Origin of the sequence: Nostoc sp. DedSLP03 (assembly GCF_034530815.1) — a bacterium.
Classification (GTDB): domain Bacteria; phylum Cyanobacteriota; class Cyanobacteriia; order Cyanobacteriales; family Nostocaceae; genus Nostoc.
The window spans coordinates 190,915-206,361 of sequence record NZ_JAVRCK010000002.1; the positions used below are offsets into that span (position 1 = coordinate 190,915).

A 15,447-nucleotide genomic window follows, 5' to 3' on the forward strand; every position below is an offset into this window, starting at 1 on the left:
AAACTGGCAGTGGTTAACCCGGAAATACCATCTTGGCGCAAAACAGTACAAAGCGAGATTGTAGCTGTTACAGTGTATTCTGACAGAGCATTGGTTACACGGCGAGGTGTAGTTGATTTAACAGGAATTGAACAGGAATTAGTAATTACCCCAGTGCCAATGACTCTAGAAACTGAGTCTGTTAGGGTTAGCGGTACAGGTACGGTAGGGGTGCGCTTGATGGGAGTTAGTAGCGATCGCATCTACACTACTGAACCTGTAGCAGAACGAGTAGCACATTTGACAAGGCAAATTCAGCAATTAGAAGCAGAAAAACGCCACTTGCAAGCCCAAGTAGACGCTTTGGCATTGCAATCTAGTTTTATCGCTGGCTTACGCGAAAAAACAGAAGAACCCTTTGCACAAAGTTTGTCTCGGAAAAATCTCAGCCTCAGCGAAACTTTGGATTTCCTCAACTTTCTTGGAAGCCAGTATAGTGAATATGCGATCGCATCTGGAGAGTGCAAAACTCAACAGCAGGAATTAGACAAACAACTGCAAGCACTCCACACCTCATTGCAAATAATCCAAACGCCCCATCCTAAAGAGAGTTTTAGCTTAGTTGTAGCAGTTGAAGTCGCGGGTGAAGGCGAATTTGAATTAGAGATATCCTACATAGTAAATCGCGCTAGTTGGAATCCGCTTTATGACTTGCGCTTTAGCACTACTAGCGAGATTGTACATCTGAGTTACCTTGCAGAAATCACTCAAAGCACTGGTGAAGATTGGATTGGTGCAAATCTCACCCTTTCTACCGCTAAACCGGGGTTAGGTACGCTTCCACCCAAACTTGAACCCTGGTATATTGATAGCCCACTTCCTCGAAGAATACGACAACGATTTACTGCCCAGCCACCACTGCTACCTAGCATACCAGAACCACCTGCTTCTGCTGCCAGAGCAGATTGGCAAGAACAAGATGAAGTTACAGAAGATAGTCTCATCCCAGCAGAAACCGTTACAGCAGAAGTATCCAAAGAAGGGAGTGTAGTCACCTTTAAATTGAGTGGCGGTGGTAATATTCCCAGCGATGGCGCACCTCATAAGACTACGATTTTCAACGATGATTATCCTTGTAGCTTCGATTATGTAGCAATGCCGCGCTTGGTAAGTTTTGCTTATCTGCAAGCGAATGTGAAAAATAGTCCCAACGGTGCAACTTTGTTACCAGGCAAAGCGAATATTTTCCGCGATAACGTTTTTGTCGGTACTACTGGGTTAGAAAATATTGCACCAGGGCAAGAATTCAAACTGAACTTAGGAATTGACGAAGGTTTAAAAATTGAACGCGATTTAGTTGAACGCCTGGTAGATAAAAGATTAATTAGCAACCAGCGCCGGATTACTTATAGTTATCGGTTGATTGTTACTAACTTACTAGAGAAAGAAGTAAATCTAAAATTAACTGAACAATTGCCAGTTAGCCGCAACGAGCAAATTAAAGTACGTCTCAGTCGCAGCAATCCACAAATTCAACTCGGTGAAATGGGGATTTTAGAATGGCTGTTAACTCTTCCAGCCCAAGAGCGACGAGAGATATATTACCAGTTTAATGTTGAACATCCGCCCGACTTAATGGTAGTTGGGTTAGAAATTTAGGGAATATTAAAAAATAAATTACGCCTAATGTGAATTAAGCTTTGAAACCCTTGTAATTTCATAGGTAATCCCAAAACTATGATTTTGAGTGAATCTAGAAACCCTTATAGAATAAGCGGTGTTTCTAATTCACATCAGACGTAAATTCTCTAATTTTAGTAGGGTGGGCATCTTACCATTGGTGTCAACTTTAGCCAAAACCCTTTTCAAATCTCGTTTTCAGCCTCTGGCTGGAAATGCTATTCTGCCGCGAGGAAAGGGAGGCGGAGCCTCAATCAGGGGTATTCCCAGTCGGAGACTGGGAAGGAGATAATCTACTAAAAGCTTTTTCTAGACTGGTTTTAACCTGAAGTTGACACTAATGGCATCTTGCCCGCCCTGATGGGAGCAACTTTAATGCTGATTAGCTTATACAAGCTGCTTTCATTGCCTAGAATCGTTTCGCCAGTATCTGCGATCGCAGATAAGTTTGCTTTATCATTACCATCAGTCTTTTTTTTGTCAAGCCTTGTTGACGATTTGTAACGAAATTGTTATATTTAGTTACATAAGATAACAAAACAAAAAAAAGAAAAACCATGTATACCACCACTAACGAAGACGGCATTCTCAACAACTACGCAGCAGAACCCAAGATGTACTACTCTGAGTACCCAGCAATTTGGGAACAACGTAAATACGTTTTACAGGGTCTTTTTGCAACTTTAATCGTCACCTCTTTAGTTTTGGTTGGTTTTAGCGTTAGCTAAGATTTTTGATTTCAATATCGCTGTATCTCATTGTCATTCATACTTCTCTCTGTCACCTCGGTTAGTTTCGCCGGGGTTTTTTGTGTTTTACGTATCCCAAACGCTAATGGTGTGCTGATAAGTCATTTTTATATCTACTATCAGTCTTTTTTTGTCAAGTCATATTGACGATTTGTAACGAAATTGTTATATTTAGTTACATAAGATAACAAAACAAAGAAAAGAAAAAGCTATGTACACCACCACCAACGAAGACGGCATTCTCAACAACTACGCAGCAGAACCCAAGATGTACTACTCTGAGTACCCAGCAATTTGGGAACAACGTAAATACGTTTTACAGGGTCTTTTTGCAACTTTAATCGTCACCGCTTTAGTTTTGGTTGGTTTTAGCGTTAGCTAAGATTTTTTGATTTCAGTATCGCTGTATCTCATCGTCAATCTCACTTCTCGACTTTACCTCGGCTAAATTAGCTGGGGTTTTTTGTGTTTGTTGAGAATCAGTGCGATTTTATCTGCATCCTAGCTTTTTTTATCGCCCCGTCAGCAACAAACCACTGGTCAGCCATAAAATAAAGACAAATCAATAAAAGGGGGTGTTTATGGCAACCCAACTCGGTGACGCTAAATCTTCAACAGAACTAGTAGTATCTTGGGAAGCATTGCCCGCAGATTTTCACCTAGAGGATGAACCAGTGGAAAATACAGGTCAGCCACTATTAGCTGGTGCTTTGCGCGAAAGCCTTGAGATAAGTGGTTTCATTCAACCGCAGATGTTAATAGCTTCAAATTTTGGACTTTGTGCGACAATAAACGGGCAATTTATAGCTAAAGCACCCGACTGGGTTTATGTGCCATCGGTAAATCAGGTTTTAGGAGAACGCAAAAGCTATACACCTAATTTAGATGGAGATATTCCGGCAATTGTGATGGAATTTCTATCTGACACGGAGGGTGGAGAATACTCTTTTAAACGAACCTATCCACCAGGAAAATGGTTTTTTTACGAGCAGATTCTTCAAGTCCCAATTTACATAATTTTTGATCCAAATGGTGGTTTATTAGAATTTTACCAACTCGAAAACAGGCGCTACGAGTTAAAGCAACCTGATGAAAATGGTCGTCATTGGATTGATTCAATAGGTTTATTTCTAGGAACTTGGCAAGGAACAAAAGAAGCCAGAACTGGTTACTGGTTGCGCTGGTGGGATGAGGCAGGTAATTTGTTACTTTGGGCAGTGGAACAAATTGAACAGGAACGCCAACGTGCCGAACAGGAACGCCAGCGAAAAGAACGGCTAATTGCCTATCTACAATCTCAAGGTATCGATCCAAATAATTTGCCTTAGCATATACAAATAAAATTTTCAAGTATTTGAGTGACTCAGTTTAAGCAAATAAGTGCTACAACCGTTGCGCTTATCAAGGAGTGGGCATCATACAGAAATTCAAGTACAGCTGAAAAAGCTAATCGCTGGGAAAAAGGCACGAGAGGAAAAAAATAGGTTTTTGCTGAATCAAAAGCCAGAATTATTCGTCACTTAAACTATCAATTCCCTACTTATTTCTCCTGGAGGATGATTTATGTCATCACAAATGCTGCGGTTGATATCTTTGGGCAGTCTTGGCTTATCTTTGTGTCTGGGCAATTCGGCAGCAATGGCGCAATATGATTCTAATGGCGATGGTGTAGTAGTACCAACAGTACCATCAGGTGGCACATCAGCACCAGTCCCAATAGACACATCGACAGGTGTACCACCTTCACCCTCTGCTGATGGTACAACTCGGTTTACCTGTCAGACTTATAATGGACAGTATACTGTCATGTACCAGCCACAAAGTCAACCAGGACAATTCTTTGCTTGGGCAGCACCTGCGGCTTTAGGTGGTGGTTGGGACGCACAAAGGCGTTGTACAGCAATTGCCAGTCGTTTGGAACTTTATCGCCCAGATGGTTTACAAGAACTCCAGACAGCCGTAGAAAATAACGAAAATATTGTCTGTGTCACAACAGAAGCTAACCCAACTTGTAGAATTGTGTTAACAGTCCCGCGTGGCAAAGATCCCTACGTTATCCGCAATAGCATTTTCCAAAACTTGACTACTGCTGACAGTGGACAACAAACTATTGCCGTTAATACTTATGGCGATCGCAGTAGTGGAGGCAACGAATTATATAATTTAGGACGCACACTTCTAGGCGGTGGCAATAATCGGATTAGCTCATCTAGAAGTGGGATTAATCTGAAACCTTTCCTCGATCGTCAAGATGGTGGTACTGGAAACAATTTGCGCAGTGGAGTTGCAATTCGTCGTCAGTCTCAACCCAACGGTGTTCGTCTCAACCCTGGTAAATTCCGGTAAGCAAGAGTGGTTTTTAATACAAAATGACTTTCAAATAAAAAATATCCAACTACTTATCGTGGGGCGGACATCTTGTCCGCCTTTTTTTATGCACATAAAATTGCTGTCCCTCGGACTTATTAAAAATGTCGGGTATCTAAATCCAGCTGTATATTATTTATTCTTTTAACCTTTTGCTAGCAGTTTCTTAACGTTGCTGAGATAACTTGAGGTTGCTGAATATGGATTAATACTAGTAAAAATAGTAGCTTTTTTGACTAAAAATAGTTTTTCTGAAAGGGTGATATTGCGATTGTCAATGTGACTTGATTATGTTTGCAAATTATTACTGAACATCAGCTTTTCAGGCAATTTTCAAACAATACAAAATAAGTAGCTGTTACTCGTTTCGTCTTTATTTAACGCAGATTTAATCCAACTCCGATTTCTCTGTGTACTCTGCGCCTCTGCGGTTCCTTATTCCCGATTTTCAAAGCAGTCTCATGTCTAGAATCTATCTCAGAATTAAACATGGTAACTACTAATACAATTCGCTTTTCTCAATTCAACGCTTCTTTGAATCGTAATGCCAAAGGTCAGTTAGTCAGCGATTTGTCTACCCCTGACAACGCTCAAGCAAAAGCTGTTGCAGAAATTATCCAGCGTAATAACCCGGATGTGTTGCTAATTAACGAGTTTGACTACTCCCCGGAGGCAGTTCAACTATTCCGGCAAAATTACCTAGCCGTTAGCCAGAATGGTACAACACCCGTTGACTACCCCTACTTTTACATCGCTCCTTCCAATACGGGTATTGCCTCTGGTTTTGACTTGAACAACAATGGCACAGCAGTTACAACCCCAGGCGAATCAGGATATGGCGATGATGCTTTCGGATTCGGGAATTTCCCTGGTCAATACGGGATGTTGCTGTTGTCCAAATATCCCATTGACACTGCCAACATTCGCACCTTTCAAAATTTTCTCTGGAAGGATATGCCTAATGCTTTGCTTCCTGACGATCCGACAACACCACAGCCAAATGATTGGTATTCTCAGGAGGAATTGGCAGTTCTACGCCTTTCTTCTAAAAGTCACTGGGATATACCCATCCAAGTAAACGGTGAGATAATTCATGTCCTCGCCAGCCACCCCACACCGCCAACCTTTGATGGCGTGGAAGACCGCAACGGTAAGCGCAACCACGACGAGATCCGTTTTTGGGCAGACTATATTACCCCTGGTAATGGTAATTACATTTACGATGATGAAGGTAAAACTGGTGGGATTGCTGCTGGGTCGAGCTTTGTGATTGTGGGCGATCAAAATGCAGATCCGTTAGATGGTGATAGTTTTGACAACGCTGTTCGTCAACTGTTGCAAAATCCCAATATCAATACTAATGTCATCCCTACGAGTCTGGGTGCGCGCCAACAAGCAGACTTACAAGCTGGTGCAAACGCTAGCCAAAAGGGTAATCCTAGCTTTGACACCGCAGACTTTGCCGATACGACTCCCGGAAACCTGCGGACTGACTATGTGCTACCTTCCGCTAACCTGACAATTGACAACTCAGGAGTATTTTGGCCTCTAAATACTGATTCAACGTTTCCTTTGGTAGGTACTTTTCCCTTCCCCAGTTCTGACCATCGCTTGGTGTTCGCAGATGTGCAAACAGGAGCAGCCGAACCAGGTAAAACCATTCCCAATGTAAGATTTGTCGGGCAGAGTACTTTTACTACAGGCTTTATTCCTACTGGTGCGGCGGGAACTGTGAACGGAACACCAACTCCATTAGGAGGACTATCTGGTGTCACCTACGATGCAGCTAACAACCGCTACTATGCAATCTCAGACGATCGCTCCCAAGTTGCCCCTGCCCGCTTTTATACCTTCACTGCTTCTGATTCCAGGGTGACTTTTACCAATGTCACACCCCTAAAAGATACCAGTGGCAAATTCTTTGCACTCAATAGCCTTGACCCAGAAGGCATTGCTTTAACCAACAATGGTACAGTCTTTATCTCTTCCGAAGGCGAAGTAAACCCTGCTGCTGGTCGCGTTACCAATCCCTTCATTAAAGAATTTTCCTTGACTACAGGGCAAGAAGTAGCTTCGCTATTTGTTCCCCGCAAATTTCTACCAGTGGTAGAAGACACCAACGGCAATGGTGTTATCAATGCCGGCGATACGCAGACATCAGGTGTTTACAATAACTTAGCCTTTGAAAGCCTTACCATTACACCCGACCAGAAAACTCTATTCACCGCCACCGAAAACGCACTGTCCCAAGATGGATTAAAAGCTTCACTCACTAGTGGCAGCCCTTCCCGAATTCTGCAATACAATCTGGTTAGTGGACAACCAGAAAAAGAATACCTTTATATTACCGATGCAATTCCCGAACCACCCAACCCTAGCACAGGTTCAGCTGACAATGGTTTGACAGATTTACTAGCAATAGATAATCGTGGCACACTACTAGCGTTAGAACGTTCCTTTGCCCAAGGTGTAGGTAACACGATCAAAATCTACGAAATTTCTTTGCAAGGTGCAACTGACATTAGCTTCTACGATTCTCTCAAGAATTTGAGTACTGAACAACTAGCGGCTATCAAACCCGCTCAAAAACGTCTGCTGTTGAATTTAAATGACTTAAACCTGCCTAACGGTACAGATAACATCGAAGGTATTACCTTTGGCCCCAAACTAGCAGATGGTAGCCAGTCGATTGTGCTGGTAAGTGATAACAACTTCAACCAAAGCCAATTTACCCAAATCCTCACTTTGAATGCAGACTTAGTTCCCACTGCTGCACCCAGATTAGAAACTCGTCCCGATTTATTAGACGATGAAACCCTACCAGTAGATCGACGTGCTGATGCTGACGATCCTGCTATCTATGTGAACGCCACAAATGCTTCCGATAGTCTAGTATTAACCTCAGTCAAAAATGCTGGACTGCGGGTTTATGACTTGTCTGGTAATTTGTTGCAAACAGTTAATCCTGGTGGCATTCGCTACAATAACATTGACCTGCAATACGGTTTTAAATTAGGCAATCAATCTATTGATATTGCCGTAGCTAGCGATCGCCAAAATGATAAACTAGCAATCTTCAAAATTAATCCCAATCCCACCACCCCCGGAGAATACTTGGAAGATATCACTGATCGCAATATTGGTACTATCTTCCAAGCATCACCTTTTGAACCTCCTTATTCTGCATCAACTCGCAGTTCTTACGGAGTTACCTTATACCGTAGCCCCATAACTAATGATTACTATGTCTTTACCAGTCGGCGAGAAACTGGAGATATAGCTCAGTTCAAATTGATTGACAAAGGGAATGGCAAAATTGGCGCAGAACTGGTGCGGGAGTTTACCATCCCTTCGCCTACCACAGAAGGGCGTTCTCCCCAAACAGAGGGTATGGTGGTTGACCAAGAAACCGGCTTTCTCTACATCGCCCAAGAAGATGTGGGCATCTGGAAATTCCAGGCAGAACCGGACGGTGGCACAACAGGCAAGCCGATCGATCGCGTCCGTTTTGAGGGTGGCTCTCACCTTACCGATGATGCCGAAGGGTTGACTATTTATTACGGCAAAAACGGCACAGGCTACTTATTAGCATCCAGCCAAGGCGATAGCACCTTTGTTGCCTACACACGTGAAGGTAACAACGAATACGTGGGTAACTTTGCCATTGGTAACAATGGGTCAATTGACAGCGTGCAAGAGTCAGATGGGGCTGATGTAATAAATGTGCCACTGGGGCCTAACTTCCCATTTGGTTTATTTGTCACTCAAGATGGCTCTAATGAACCTGCCAAAATAGTTAACGATGAAGGTGAAGAAGAAAACATCAGCTCTAACTTTAAACTGGTGCCTTGGGAAAATATTGCCAATGCCTTCCCCAATTCTCTAAATATCGATACCACTAGTTACGATCCTCGCAATCCTGTTGCCCAACCCAAGCTGACTATCTATGAATTTGAAAACCTACCCAAGTTAGGAACAACCTCTAAAAATCAAGATATTTTCTTGGGTGGTTTTTCTGGGTTGTATTTCCAAGGGTTTGCGGCAAATGGCAACCTGAAATTTGTTACCAACACAGATCGTGGCCCCAATGGAGAACCTGATGGTGTCAAAAGACCATTTTTATTACCCGACTTCCAACCAGAAATAGTCAGTTTTGAACTTAACCGCACCACAGGCGAAATCAAGATTACCAACAGAACAGAACTATTCCGCCAAGATGGAACGACCCCATTAACGGGATTGCCTAACTTGCAAGCTGTAGGAAACGGTTTAGCCTACACAGATGAAATTGCCGTTGACTTAAACAACAATGTTCTACCTAACGATCCTTTGGGTGCTGACTTAGAAGGCATTGTCGTTGCAGAAAATGGAGATTACTGGTTGGTGGATGAGTACCGTCCGGCAATTTACCACTTTGACACTAATGGTAAACTGATTGACCGCTTTATTCCTCAAGGAACTGCCACAGCAACCAACCCAGATCGATCGCCTGGAACTTTTGGCACTGAGGTATTGCCAGCAGTTTATGCCCAACGCCGCAATAACCGAGGATTTGAAGCTGTCGCTTTAGAAGGTAACAAATTATATGCCTTTATTCAGAGTGCGATCGATGATCCAGATGTCGCCAATGATGCGACTTCCAAAGCTTCTCTCAACCTGCGAATTCTGGAGTTTGATATTGCCACCAAGCAGGTAACAGGAGAGTATTTATATCACCTAGAAGGTCTACCAGGAACCGATAAGATTGGCGATGCAGTTTCTTTGGGTAACGGCAAATTTGCAGTAGTTGAACGAGATGATAATGGTACATCTGCTGGCAATAAACTAATTTACCAAATTGATTTAGCTGGGGCGACTAACATCAACAACCCTGCTAACTTTACCTTGCCAGTTGGTAAAACTATTGAACAACTGACCTCTACAGAGTTAGCTGCTGCCAAGATTACCCCTGTCAGCAAGAGTTTGATTGCTAATGCTGCTCAATTGGGTTACACCGGGGTGGAAAAATTAGAAGGTCTAGCATTGGTAGCACCCAATACTCTAGCCTTGATTAACGACAACGATTTCAATATTACAGGTAATACGGCTGCTGAAAAACTGGGTATTCTCGAATTACCCAATAACCTAACAGGTGTAGAGCCTACTTTCCCGAACGGTTTTGGTTCTAGCAATAGCGATACTGTCAATCTTGAGCCAAGACAATTCTTTAATGCAGGTGATGGAGCAGACTTTGTAGAAGGTGCTGAAGGTAACACAATCCTAGCTGGAAACGGAGATGACACAGTGCTTGCAGGGAATAACTCTTCAGTTTTCGGGGAAGATGGTAGCGATCGCATATTTATCGGTCAAAATGGCTCGGCTCAAAATACCAGTGTCGATGGTGGCAGTGGTGATGATGTTATTACTGTGGTGGAAGCCAATGGTAGTAATAATTTGTTTGGGGCGGCAGGTGATGATAATCTCACAGTAATTGAAGGTTCTCGTCAATCATTATTCGGTGGCTCAGGTAACGACACCCTCACCAGTAACGGTAGCAATAACCGTCTCTACGGTGGTTCTGGAGATGACAAACTTTTCTCTAATGTCAATGATTCCCTGTTTGGTGGCGATGGTGATGATGTGCTATTTGCTGGTCAAGGAGGTAGTAATAGCCTGAGTGGTGGTGCTGGTACTGACCAGTTCTGGATTGCTAACGCCACTCTGCCAACTAGCAAGAACATTGTCACTGATTTTACAGTTGGCATTGATAAAATCGGGCTGGGCGGTATTGGTGTTACTCAGTTTAATACCCTGACAATATTGCAACAGGGTAGTGATACTATCGTGAAAATCGGAAATACCGAGTTAGTTTCATTGCTAGGAATTACATCAACTAAGCTCACAGCAAATGACTTTGTTTTCTCTAGCAGTGTTGTAGGTTAATTTGTTCGCCTAGTATGATTGTTACAGCTTCATTACACAGCAAAAGTTAATGAAGCTGTACTCAATGATTGCAAAAACCCTTATTTATAAAGTTCTCCCGCAGCCTACGGATGCGTAGACGCATTCACCTTTGGCGTAATTACTCAATTTTTTTCTAGAACCGCAAAGTTTGTTAGAGAGGCTCAGATATTCAAGTAAACTAGGGAACACAGAGAAGATGAGGAGTATAAAGTTTATCAGGAGAAATTTTGCTGGCAAAAACTTTATTATCGTCAAGGAATGAGGATTTAGCCGCCTTGCTATTAGAGGTAAAAAATACTCTTGATGTAGAGATTGATGGGGTAATCAGTGACGGACAACAGTCAATTCGCAAAGCCGTTGAAGTGGCATTACCGGGAATTGCTCATGGTCTATGCCATTTTCACTATTTAAAGGAAGCAGCCAAGGTTATTAGCCGAATTTTATCTCAGTCAAAGTCAATTATTCTATCCCTCTCCTCAGCCCCAAGCAAATACTGTTTCTTAGGAGAGGGATAGCTTTAGCAACTAACTTAAGTAATATTCCTGCTTTACGTGTACTAAATCTTCATGTGTACGTAATAAACTAATTTAGCGATCGCTCCTTTAAAGTCCAACATCACAAAATCGCGTTGCTCCCATTAATGAGTGGAATGTCATCGCACACCCTTTTAATTGGAGTCAAAAATCAACTACAAAAATTCTTGCCAAGTGTGAAAGTGTTAATTCCAACAATATACTAAAATCGTAGATGCGAAAGCGGCATGATTTCCGACCCTTTTTTATGGTCGGCTGTACTTAGTGGGTATTTATCTAAATCGTTTATGCAGCGATCGCTCTTAAAAATCAAGAATTTTTCCGACATTATGGTATCCTAAGCTAGAGCATCAGGCAGTTGCTTTTCTAATAGTCTCAACGGTTTATACTGATAGGCGATAATCGTCGCCAATACAGTTAGTATTCCCATCAGAATAAACATCAAACCGATACCACGTCCTTGACCGACACCAATAATTTTGCCAATACTTCCTGCTAAAAGCCCGTTAGGAGTCACTAATGGCTCGAAAATTTTATCTGCTAGTGGTCCTGCAACTGTGTAAGCAAGAGGCTGCGATGCGCTGGAAATCGCCCCTATTGTTGCAAAGACCCTACCTTGAACATTAAAAGGTACTTTCTTTTGGAAAATAATTTGGGTTGAACTTTTAATGATTGGCAGACCAAAGAAGAAGAAGAAGGCTATCAGCGCTAACAGGGGGACAGATTTGTATAACCCGGCATACATAATGCTAATTCCACCCAATAGCTTAAAGGCAAATATACTTATAATTAAGTATGGTGGCATTTTCATTGTAATGATGAGAACGCTGCTTACCAGCATTCCCACACCGCCAATAGTCAAAATTGTACCTAAGTCCGTAGCTGAGGCAAAGGACAATACTAAGGGCGTAAATAGCATCTGCACAATTCCGACGAGGAAATTGTTAATGGCGAAGAAAAGTAGCAGCGCAAACAGTCCTCTTCTTTTAACTAGATATACCAAGCCGTAGGATGCTTCTTTGAACCAAGGAGTTTTTTCGGCACGATGTCGATCGATGTACTGTTTTGGGAACGGAACTAATAAAAGAATACTTAGAGCAAAAATAAAGGTGGCAAAATCAATAAAGATAATGCCATTGATGCCAATAATCAGCAGCAGCACACCTCCTAGCATCGGTCCGACCAACGAACCTACACCTTCTGCTACTTGCAACAAACCGTTGGCACGAGCAAGGTCTTGCTCTGGTACGAGGAGGGTAGCGGCACTCATGTAAGCAGGCAATTGAAAGGCGCTGAAGCAGGAACTGATGGTAACATATGCACATATATGCCAAAATGTCAAGTTGTCAGCAGCGAACAAAAACGCAATCACCCCTGTAGCAATACCTGCTCCCAAGTCACTAAATACCATCATCCAACGGCGTGGAAATTGGTCTACCATTGTGCCAGCTATAGGGGAAATCAGAATCATCGGCAAGCTTATAAATAGGGAGATGAGGCTGAACTGCGTTACCGAACCAGTTTGCTGGTATACCCATACACCCAAGGCAAAGTTAGTTAACCCAGAGCCGATCAGGGAAATCATCTGTCCGAAGCAGATGAGAGTAAAAATTTGCATTCCTATATTTTTTGGATGTTGTTTGCTATGAAACACTTTCAGCCTATCTTGCCACTGGTGATACCTTCGCACCGATCTGCGCCACTTACTGCTTGAGTCATAAGCGTTTTTGCTTATCTTAGTGCCATTCCCCGTCAGGTCATTGCGTAAGTCCTGATACCAGAGTGATAAAAGAGAGTTAGTTAATGATTCGAGATGTGCATGTACATCTCGCACTTCTTGATTTCCTTAAATCTCCTGTAATAATTATTCTCTTGAGCCAACGATGCTGACCATCATACATAGTTGTGTACGGTTTTCTTCCATGTACTGCTTTGTAATTATCAATAAAGCAGAAATCTCCAGGCTGTAGAACAACATCGGTTAAGTTACTCTCAATCGATTTCATTAATTTATTCAATGTTTTAAATGCTTTATTGTCTTTTTCTTCTAGTTTATCTATATCCATGAAGTAAGGATCGAGACGAAAATATGGGCATTTAGGATCGCCATAAAACACAGAAATTTTTTCTGGTTCATTATTTATCTTATCGATCTTATGATAAGCAGAATTGAGCAAATTATCGTTTTTATTGCGATCTTTGTGTGAATCGGCTTGATTTTTTACCAAATGTGATTCATCTGGACGAATTGTGAAGCGTGGCTCAAATAAAATTTCTATGTCTTGAGGCTCTAGTTGACTTGTATCTACGGGAGCAACAGTAGTAACCGCTTTTTCTTGATTTCGCAGGCACATCATTCCTAAATAATCGCCTCGGAAAGTATGAAAGGCATCTTCGTTATGCCACCAGAGTAGTTCTTCGCTACTACTACCGAGTTGTTCGTGTTCGTGACCTTTAATAGGAATAACATCATGAACGATATGTCCAGCTTGCTGAGTAGACCAACCAATAACTTCGCCTAGTAACGAGCCAAATAGCATAAAAATGATTTCTTCTTCTAAAGCAGGTGAAATTTTTGGTCTACACTGCCAATGAGATGGTGTCTTACCAATTTTTTGGTCTGAGATCGGGTAGCCAGAAATTAGACACACACCTGATGCTGGTTCTAATAGTCTGAAATCGTTAATAAATGTACGGATCCTTTTAGGAAGCTCGTGAGCAATGATTAATGCATCTTTAAGAAAGTCGTTATTTTCAACTGAAGAATATTGAAAAACAACACTTTTTATAAGTGAATTAATCTCGTTAATTTCGCTATCGCACAAAACAATTTTTTCCATGATTTTTACCTATTAATTTTCCTGCTGTTTCTTTTGTCTCAGCTATGTGGGTTTCAAAATTTATTCAAATTAATTCGAGCGAACAAGAATCGCATTTCAAGTCCGACTAGTGCACATATAATCTGTCTGTAACTAAAGCTTTGGATAGACGACTCAGACCTTCATTAAGGTTGGATGTAGCTCCTCCAAAACCCAACCTCACATGACTGGGATGATTAAAACAAGTACCTGGTACAAGCAAGACTTTGTGAACGTTCGCCAGATGATGACAAAAGGCTTCGGAATTAGAAATGCCGCGCAAACGCAAGAATGCACAAACGCCACCTTGCGGACGCGACCACTCTACAAATTCTTGATGTTGCTCAACCCACTTAGATAATATTTCTAAGTTAGTATGGGCTTGCTGCAAACGAATTTTAAGGAGGTCATCTGCTCTTTCTATGACTCTCTGAGCAATCAGCTCAACCAGTGGCGAAAGATGGAGAGTCGTATAGTCGCGCAGGTGGATAAAACGTGTCATTACCTCTGGGGAAGCCAAACACCATCCAAATCTCAACCCTGGTAATCCATAGCATTTGGAAAAAGTTCCCATTGAGATAGAGCGGTCATAACGTAAGTTGGGATTAGAAAGTGGGAAACCGTCGTAAACGATATCGGCAAAAGCTGCATCCCAAACGAGATAAGCTCCTACCTCAGCTACTGCGTCGATTAGGTCGTCTTGTTCTTTTTTAGTCAGCGAAGCACCAGTAGGATTATGAGGGAAATTGACAATTACCATTCGAGTGCGTGAGTTGATTAAGCTTTTGGCTTTCTCAATATTAGGAGTAAAATTCTGCTCGAATCGAAGTTGCCAACGCTTTAAGTGGCATCCAATAGATTCAGCAATAGAAAAGAGTTGTTGATAGCAAGGATCTAAGACGACTACTTCATCATTGGTATTAAGAAGTCCATTCATAATTAAAAAAATGGCTTCGCTTGAGCCATGAGTTACCATAACTTGCTCTGGATCTCCATTACTCCAACGTGAGGAAATTACTTTACGCAACTCCAAGTTTCCCAGACTAGAACTATCGTGGAAGACTACACTATTGAGTTCTTCTTGGGTAAGATTAGTGAGTTCGTAAAGCTGGGCTAGTGAAAAGTTCTCCACACCACTACTACCGATATCAATTTCGGTATTAAAGTAATAATTTCTCATCCAATTTTCTAAGAGAGCAGGTGCAATTTTATTTGTAAAGTTATTTAAATTTGTTAGATTGCTCATTTATTTCCTCCTTCTTGTGACAAAATTAACTCAGTTTATGACTCAGATATCTCTTTTAACTCTGCTAATATCAAGTCAGGTAAATTGCCAAC

Annotated in this window: 9 protein-coding genes and 1 pseudogene; 7 read left to right on the top strand and 3 right to left on the bottom strand. The window is 41.9% G+C overall.

The genetic code is table 11. From position 1 onward, the window contains the following. The first annotated feature begins 9 nt into the window (after positions 1 to 9). From RM368_RS01875 to RM368_RS01905, 7 genes and pseudogenes are all read left to right on the top strand, one after another. The gene (locus tag RM368_RS01875; protein ID WP_322692495.1) at positions 10 to 1,638 is read left to right on the top strand and encodes a mucoidy inhibitor MuiA family protein; all 1,629 of its coding nucleotides are present in this window, start codon (positions 10 to 12) and stop codon (positions 1,636 to 1,638) included. Positions 1,639 to 2,216: 578 nt separating this feature from the next. After that, a complete protein-coding gene (gene psb34 / locus RM368_RS01880; RefSeq protein ID WP_322692466.1) occupies positions 2,217 to 2,387 on the top strand; it encodes a photosystem II assembly protein Psb34 in 171 nt (56 codons plus the stop codon). Between the two features lie 232 nt (positions 2,388 to 2,619). Beyond that, positions 2,620 to 2,790 carry a photosystem II assembly protein Psb34 gene (psb34, locus tag RM368_RS01885; protein ID WP_322673543.1) on the top strand — a complete coding sequence of 57 codons (171 nt, stop codon included), beginning with the start codon at positions 2,620 to 2,622 and terminating at the stop codon, positions 2,788 to 2,790. A gap of 199 nt (positions 2,791 to 2,989) precedes the next feature. Then, positions 2,990 to 3,736, top strand: coding sequence for a Uma2 family endonuclease (locus RM368_RS01890; RefSeq protein ID WP_322692467.1), 747 nt, complete (start codon positions 2,990 to 2,992; stop codon positions 3,734 to 3,736). 235 nt (positions 3,737 to 3,971) lie between these two features. Further along, positions 3,972 to 4,754 (top strand): COP23 domain-containing protein, encoded by a 783-nt coding sequence (locus RM368_RS01895; protein ID WP_322692468.1) that lies wholly within the window; start codon positions 3,972 to 3,974, stop codon positions 4,752 to 4,754. 510 nt (positions 4,755 to 5,264) lie between these two features. Beyond that, positions 5,265 to 10,697 carry a phytase gene (locus RM368_RS01900; protein ID WP_322692469.1) on the top strand — a complete coding sequence of 1,811 codons (5,433 nt, stop codon included), beginning with the start codon at positions 5,265 to 5,267 and terminating at the stop codon, positions 10,695 to 10,697. Between the two features lie 233 nt (positions 10,698 to 10,930). Then, positions 10,931 to 11,143, top strand: a pseudogene (locus tag RM368_RS01905) (ISNCY family transposase); the annotation flags it as partial. Between the two features lie 445 nt (positions 11,144 to 11,588). Here the strand turns inward: RM368_RS01905 and RM368_RS01910 are convergent. The 3 genes from RM368_RS01910 to vioD all read right to left on the bottom strand — a co-directional run bounded on the left by RM368_RS01910 (position 11,589) and on the right by vioD (position 15,355). Next, positions 11,589 to 13,085, bottom strand: a complete 1,497-nt coding sequence (locus tag RM368_RS01910; protein ID WP_322692470.1) for an MFS transporter — start codon at positions 13,083 to 13,085, stop codon at positions 11,589 to 11,591. Beyond that, positions 13,048 to 14,091, bottom strand: a complete 1,044-nt coding sequence (gntD, locus tag RM368_RS01915; protein ID WP_322692471.1) for a guanitoxin biosynthesis L-enduracididine beta-hydroxylase GntD — start codon at positions 14,089 to 14,091, stop codon at positions 13,048 to 13,050. The genes RM368_RS01910 and gntD overlap by 38 nt, the downstream gene beginning before the upstream one ends. Positions 14,092 to 14,197: 106 nt before the next feature. Continuing rightward, positions 14,198 to 15,355 (bottom strand): capreomycidine synthase, encoded by a 1,158-nt coding sequence (gene vioD / locus RM368_RS01920; RefSeq protein ID WP_322692472.1) that lies wholly within the window; start codon positions 15,353 to 15,355, stop codon positions 14,198 to 14,200. Positions 15,356 to 15,447: the final 92 nt, after the last annotated feature.

Excerpts from the sequence above, each read along its gene's own strand:
- psb34 (WP_322692466.1), top strand. The coding sequence starts at position 2,217 with ATGTATACCACCACTAACGAAGACGGCATTCTCAACAACTACGCAGCA.
- psb34 (WP_322673543.1), top strand. The coding sequence starts at position 2,620 with ATGTACACCACCACCAACGAAGACGGCATTCTCAACAACTACGCAGCA.
- RM368_RS01890 (WP_322692467.1), top strand. The coding sequence starts at position 2,990 with ATGGCAACCCAACTCGGTGACGCTAAATCTTCAACAGAACTAGTAGTA.
- RM368_RS01895 (WP_322692468.1), top strand. The coding sequence starts at position 3,972 with ATGTCATCACAAATGCTGCGGTTGATATCTTTGGGCAGTCTTGGCTTA.
- RM368_RS01900 (WP_322692469.1), top strand. The coding sequence starts at position 5,265 with ATGGTAACTACTAATACAATTCGCTTTTCTCAATTCAACGCTTCTTTG.
- gntD (WP_322692471.1), bottom strand. The coding sequence starts at position 14,091 with ATGGAAAAAATTGTTTTGTGCGATAGCGAAATTAACGAGATTAATTCA.
- vioD (WP_322692472.1), bottom strand. The coding sequence starts at position 15,355 with ATGAGCAATCTAACAAATTTAAATAACTTTACAAATAAAATTGCACCT.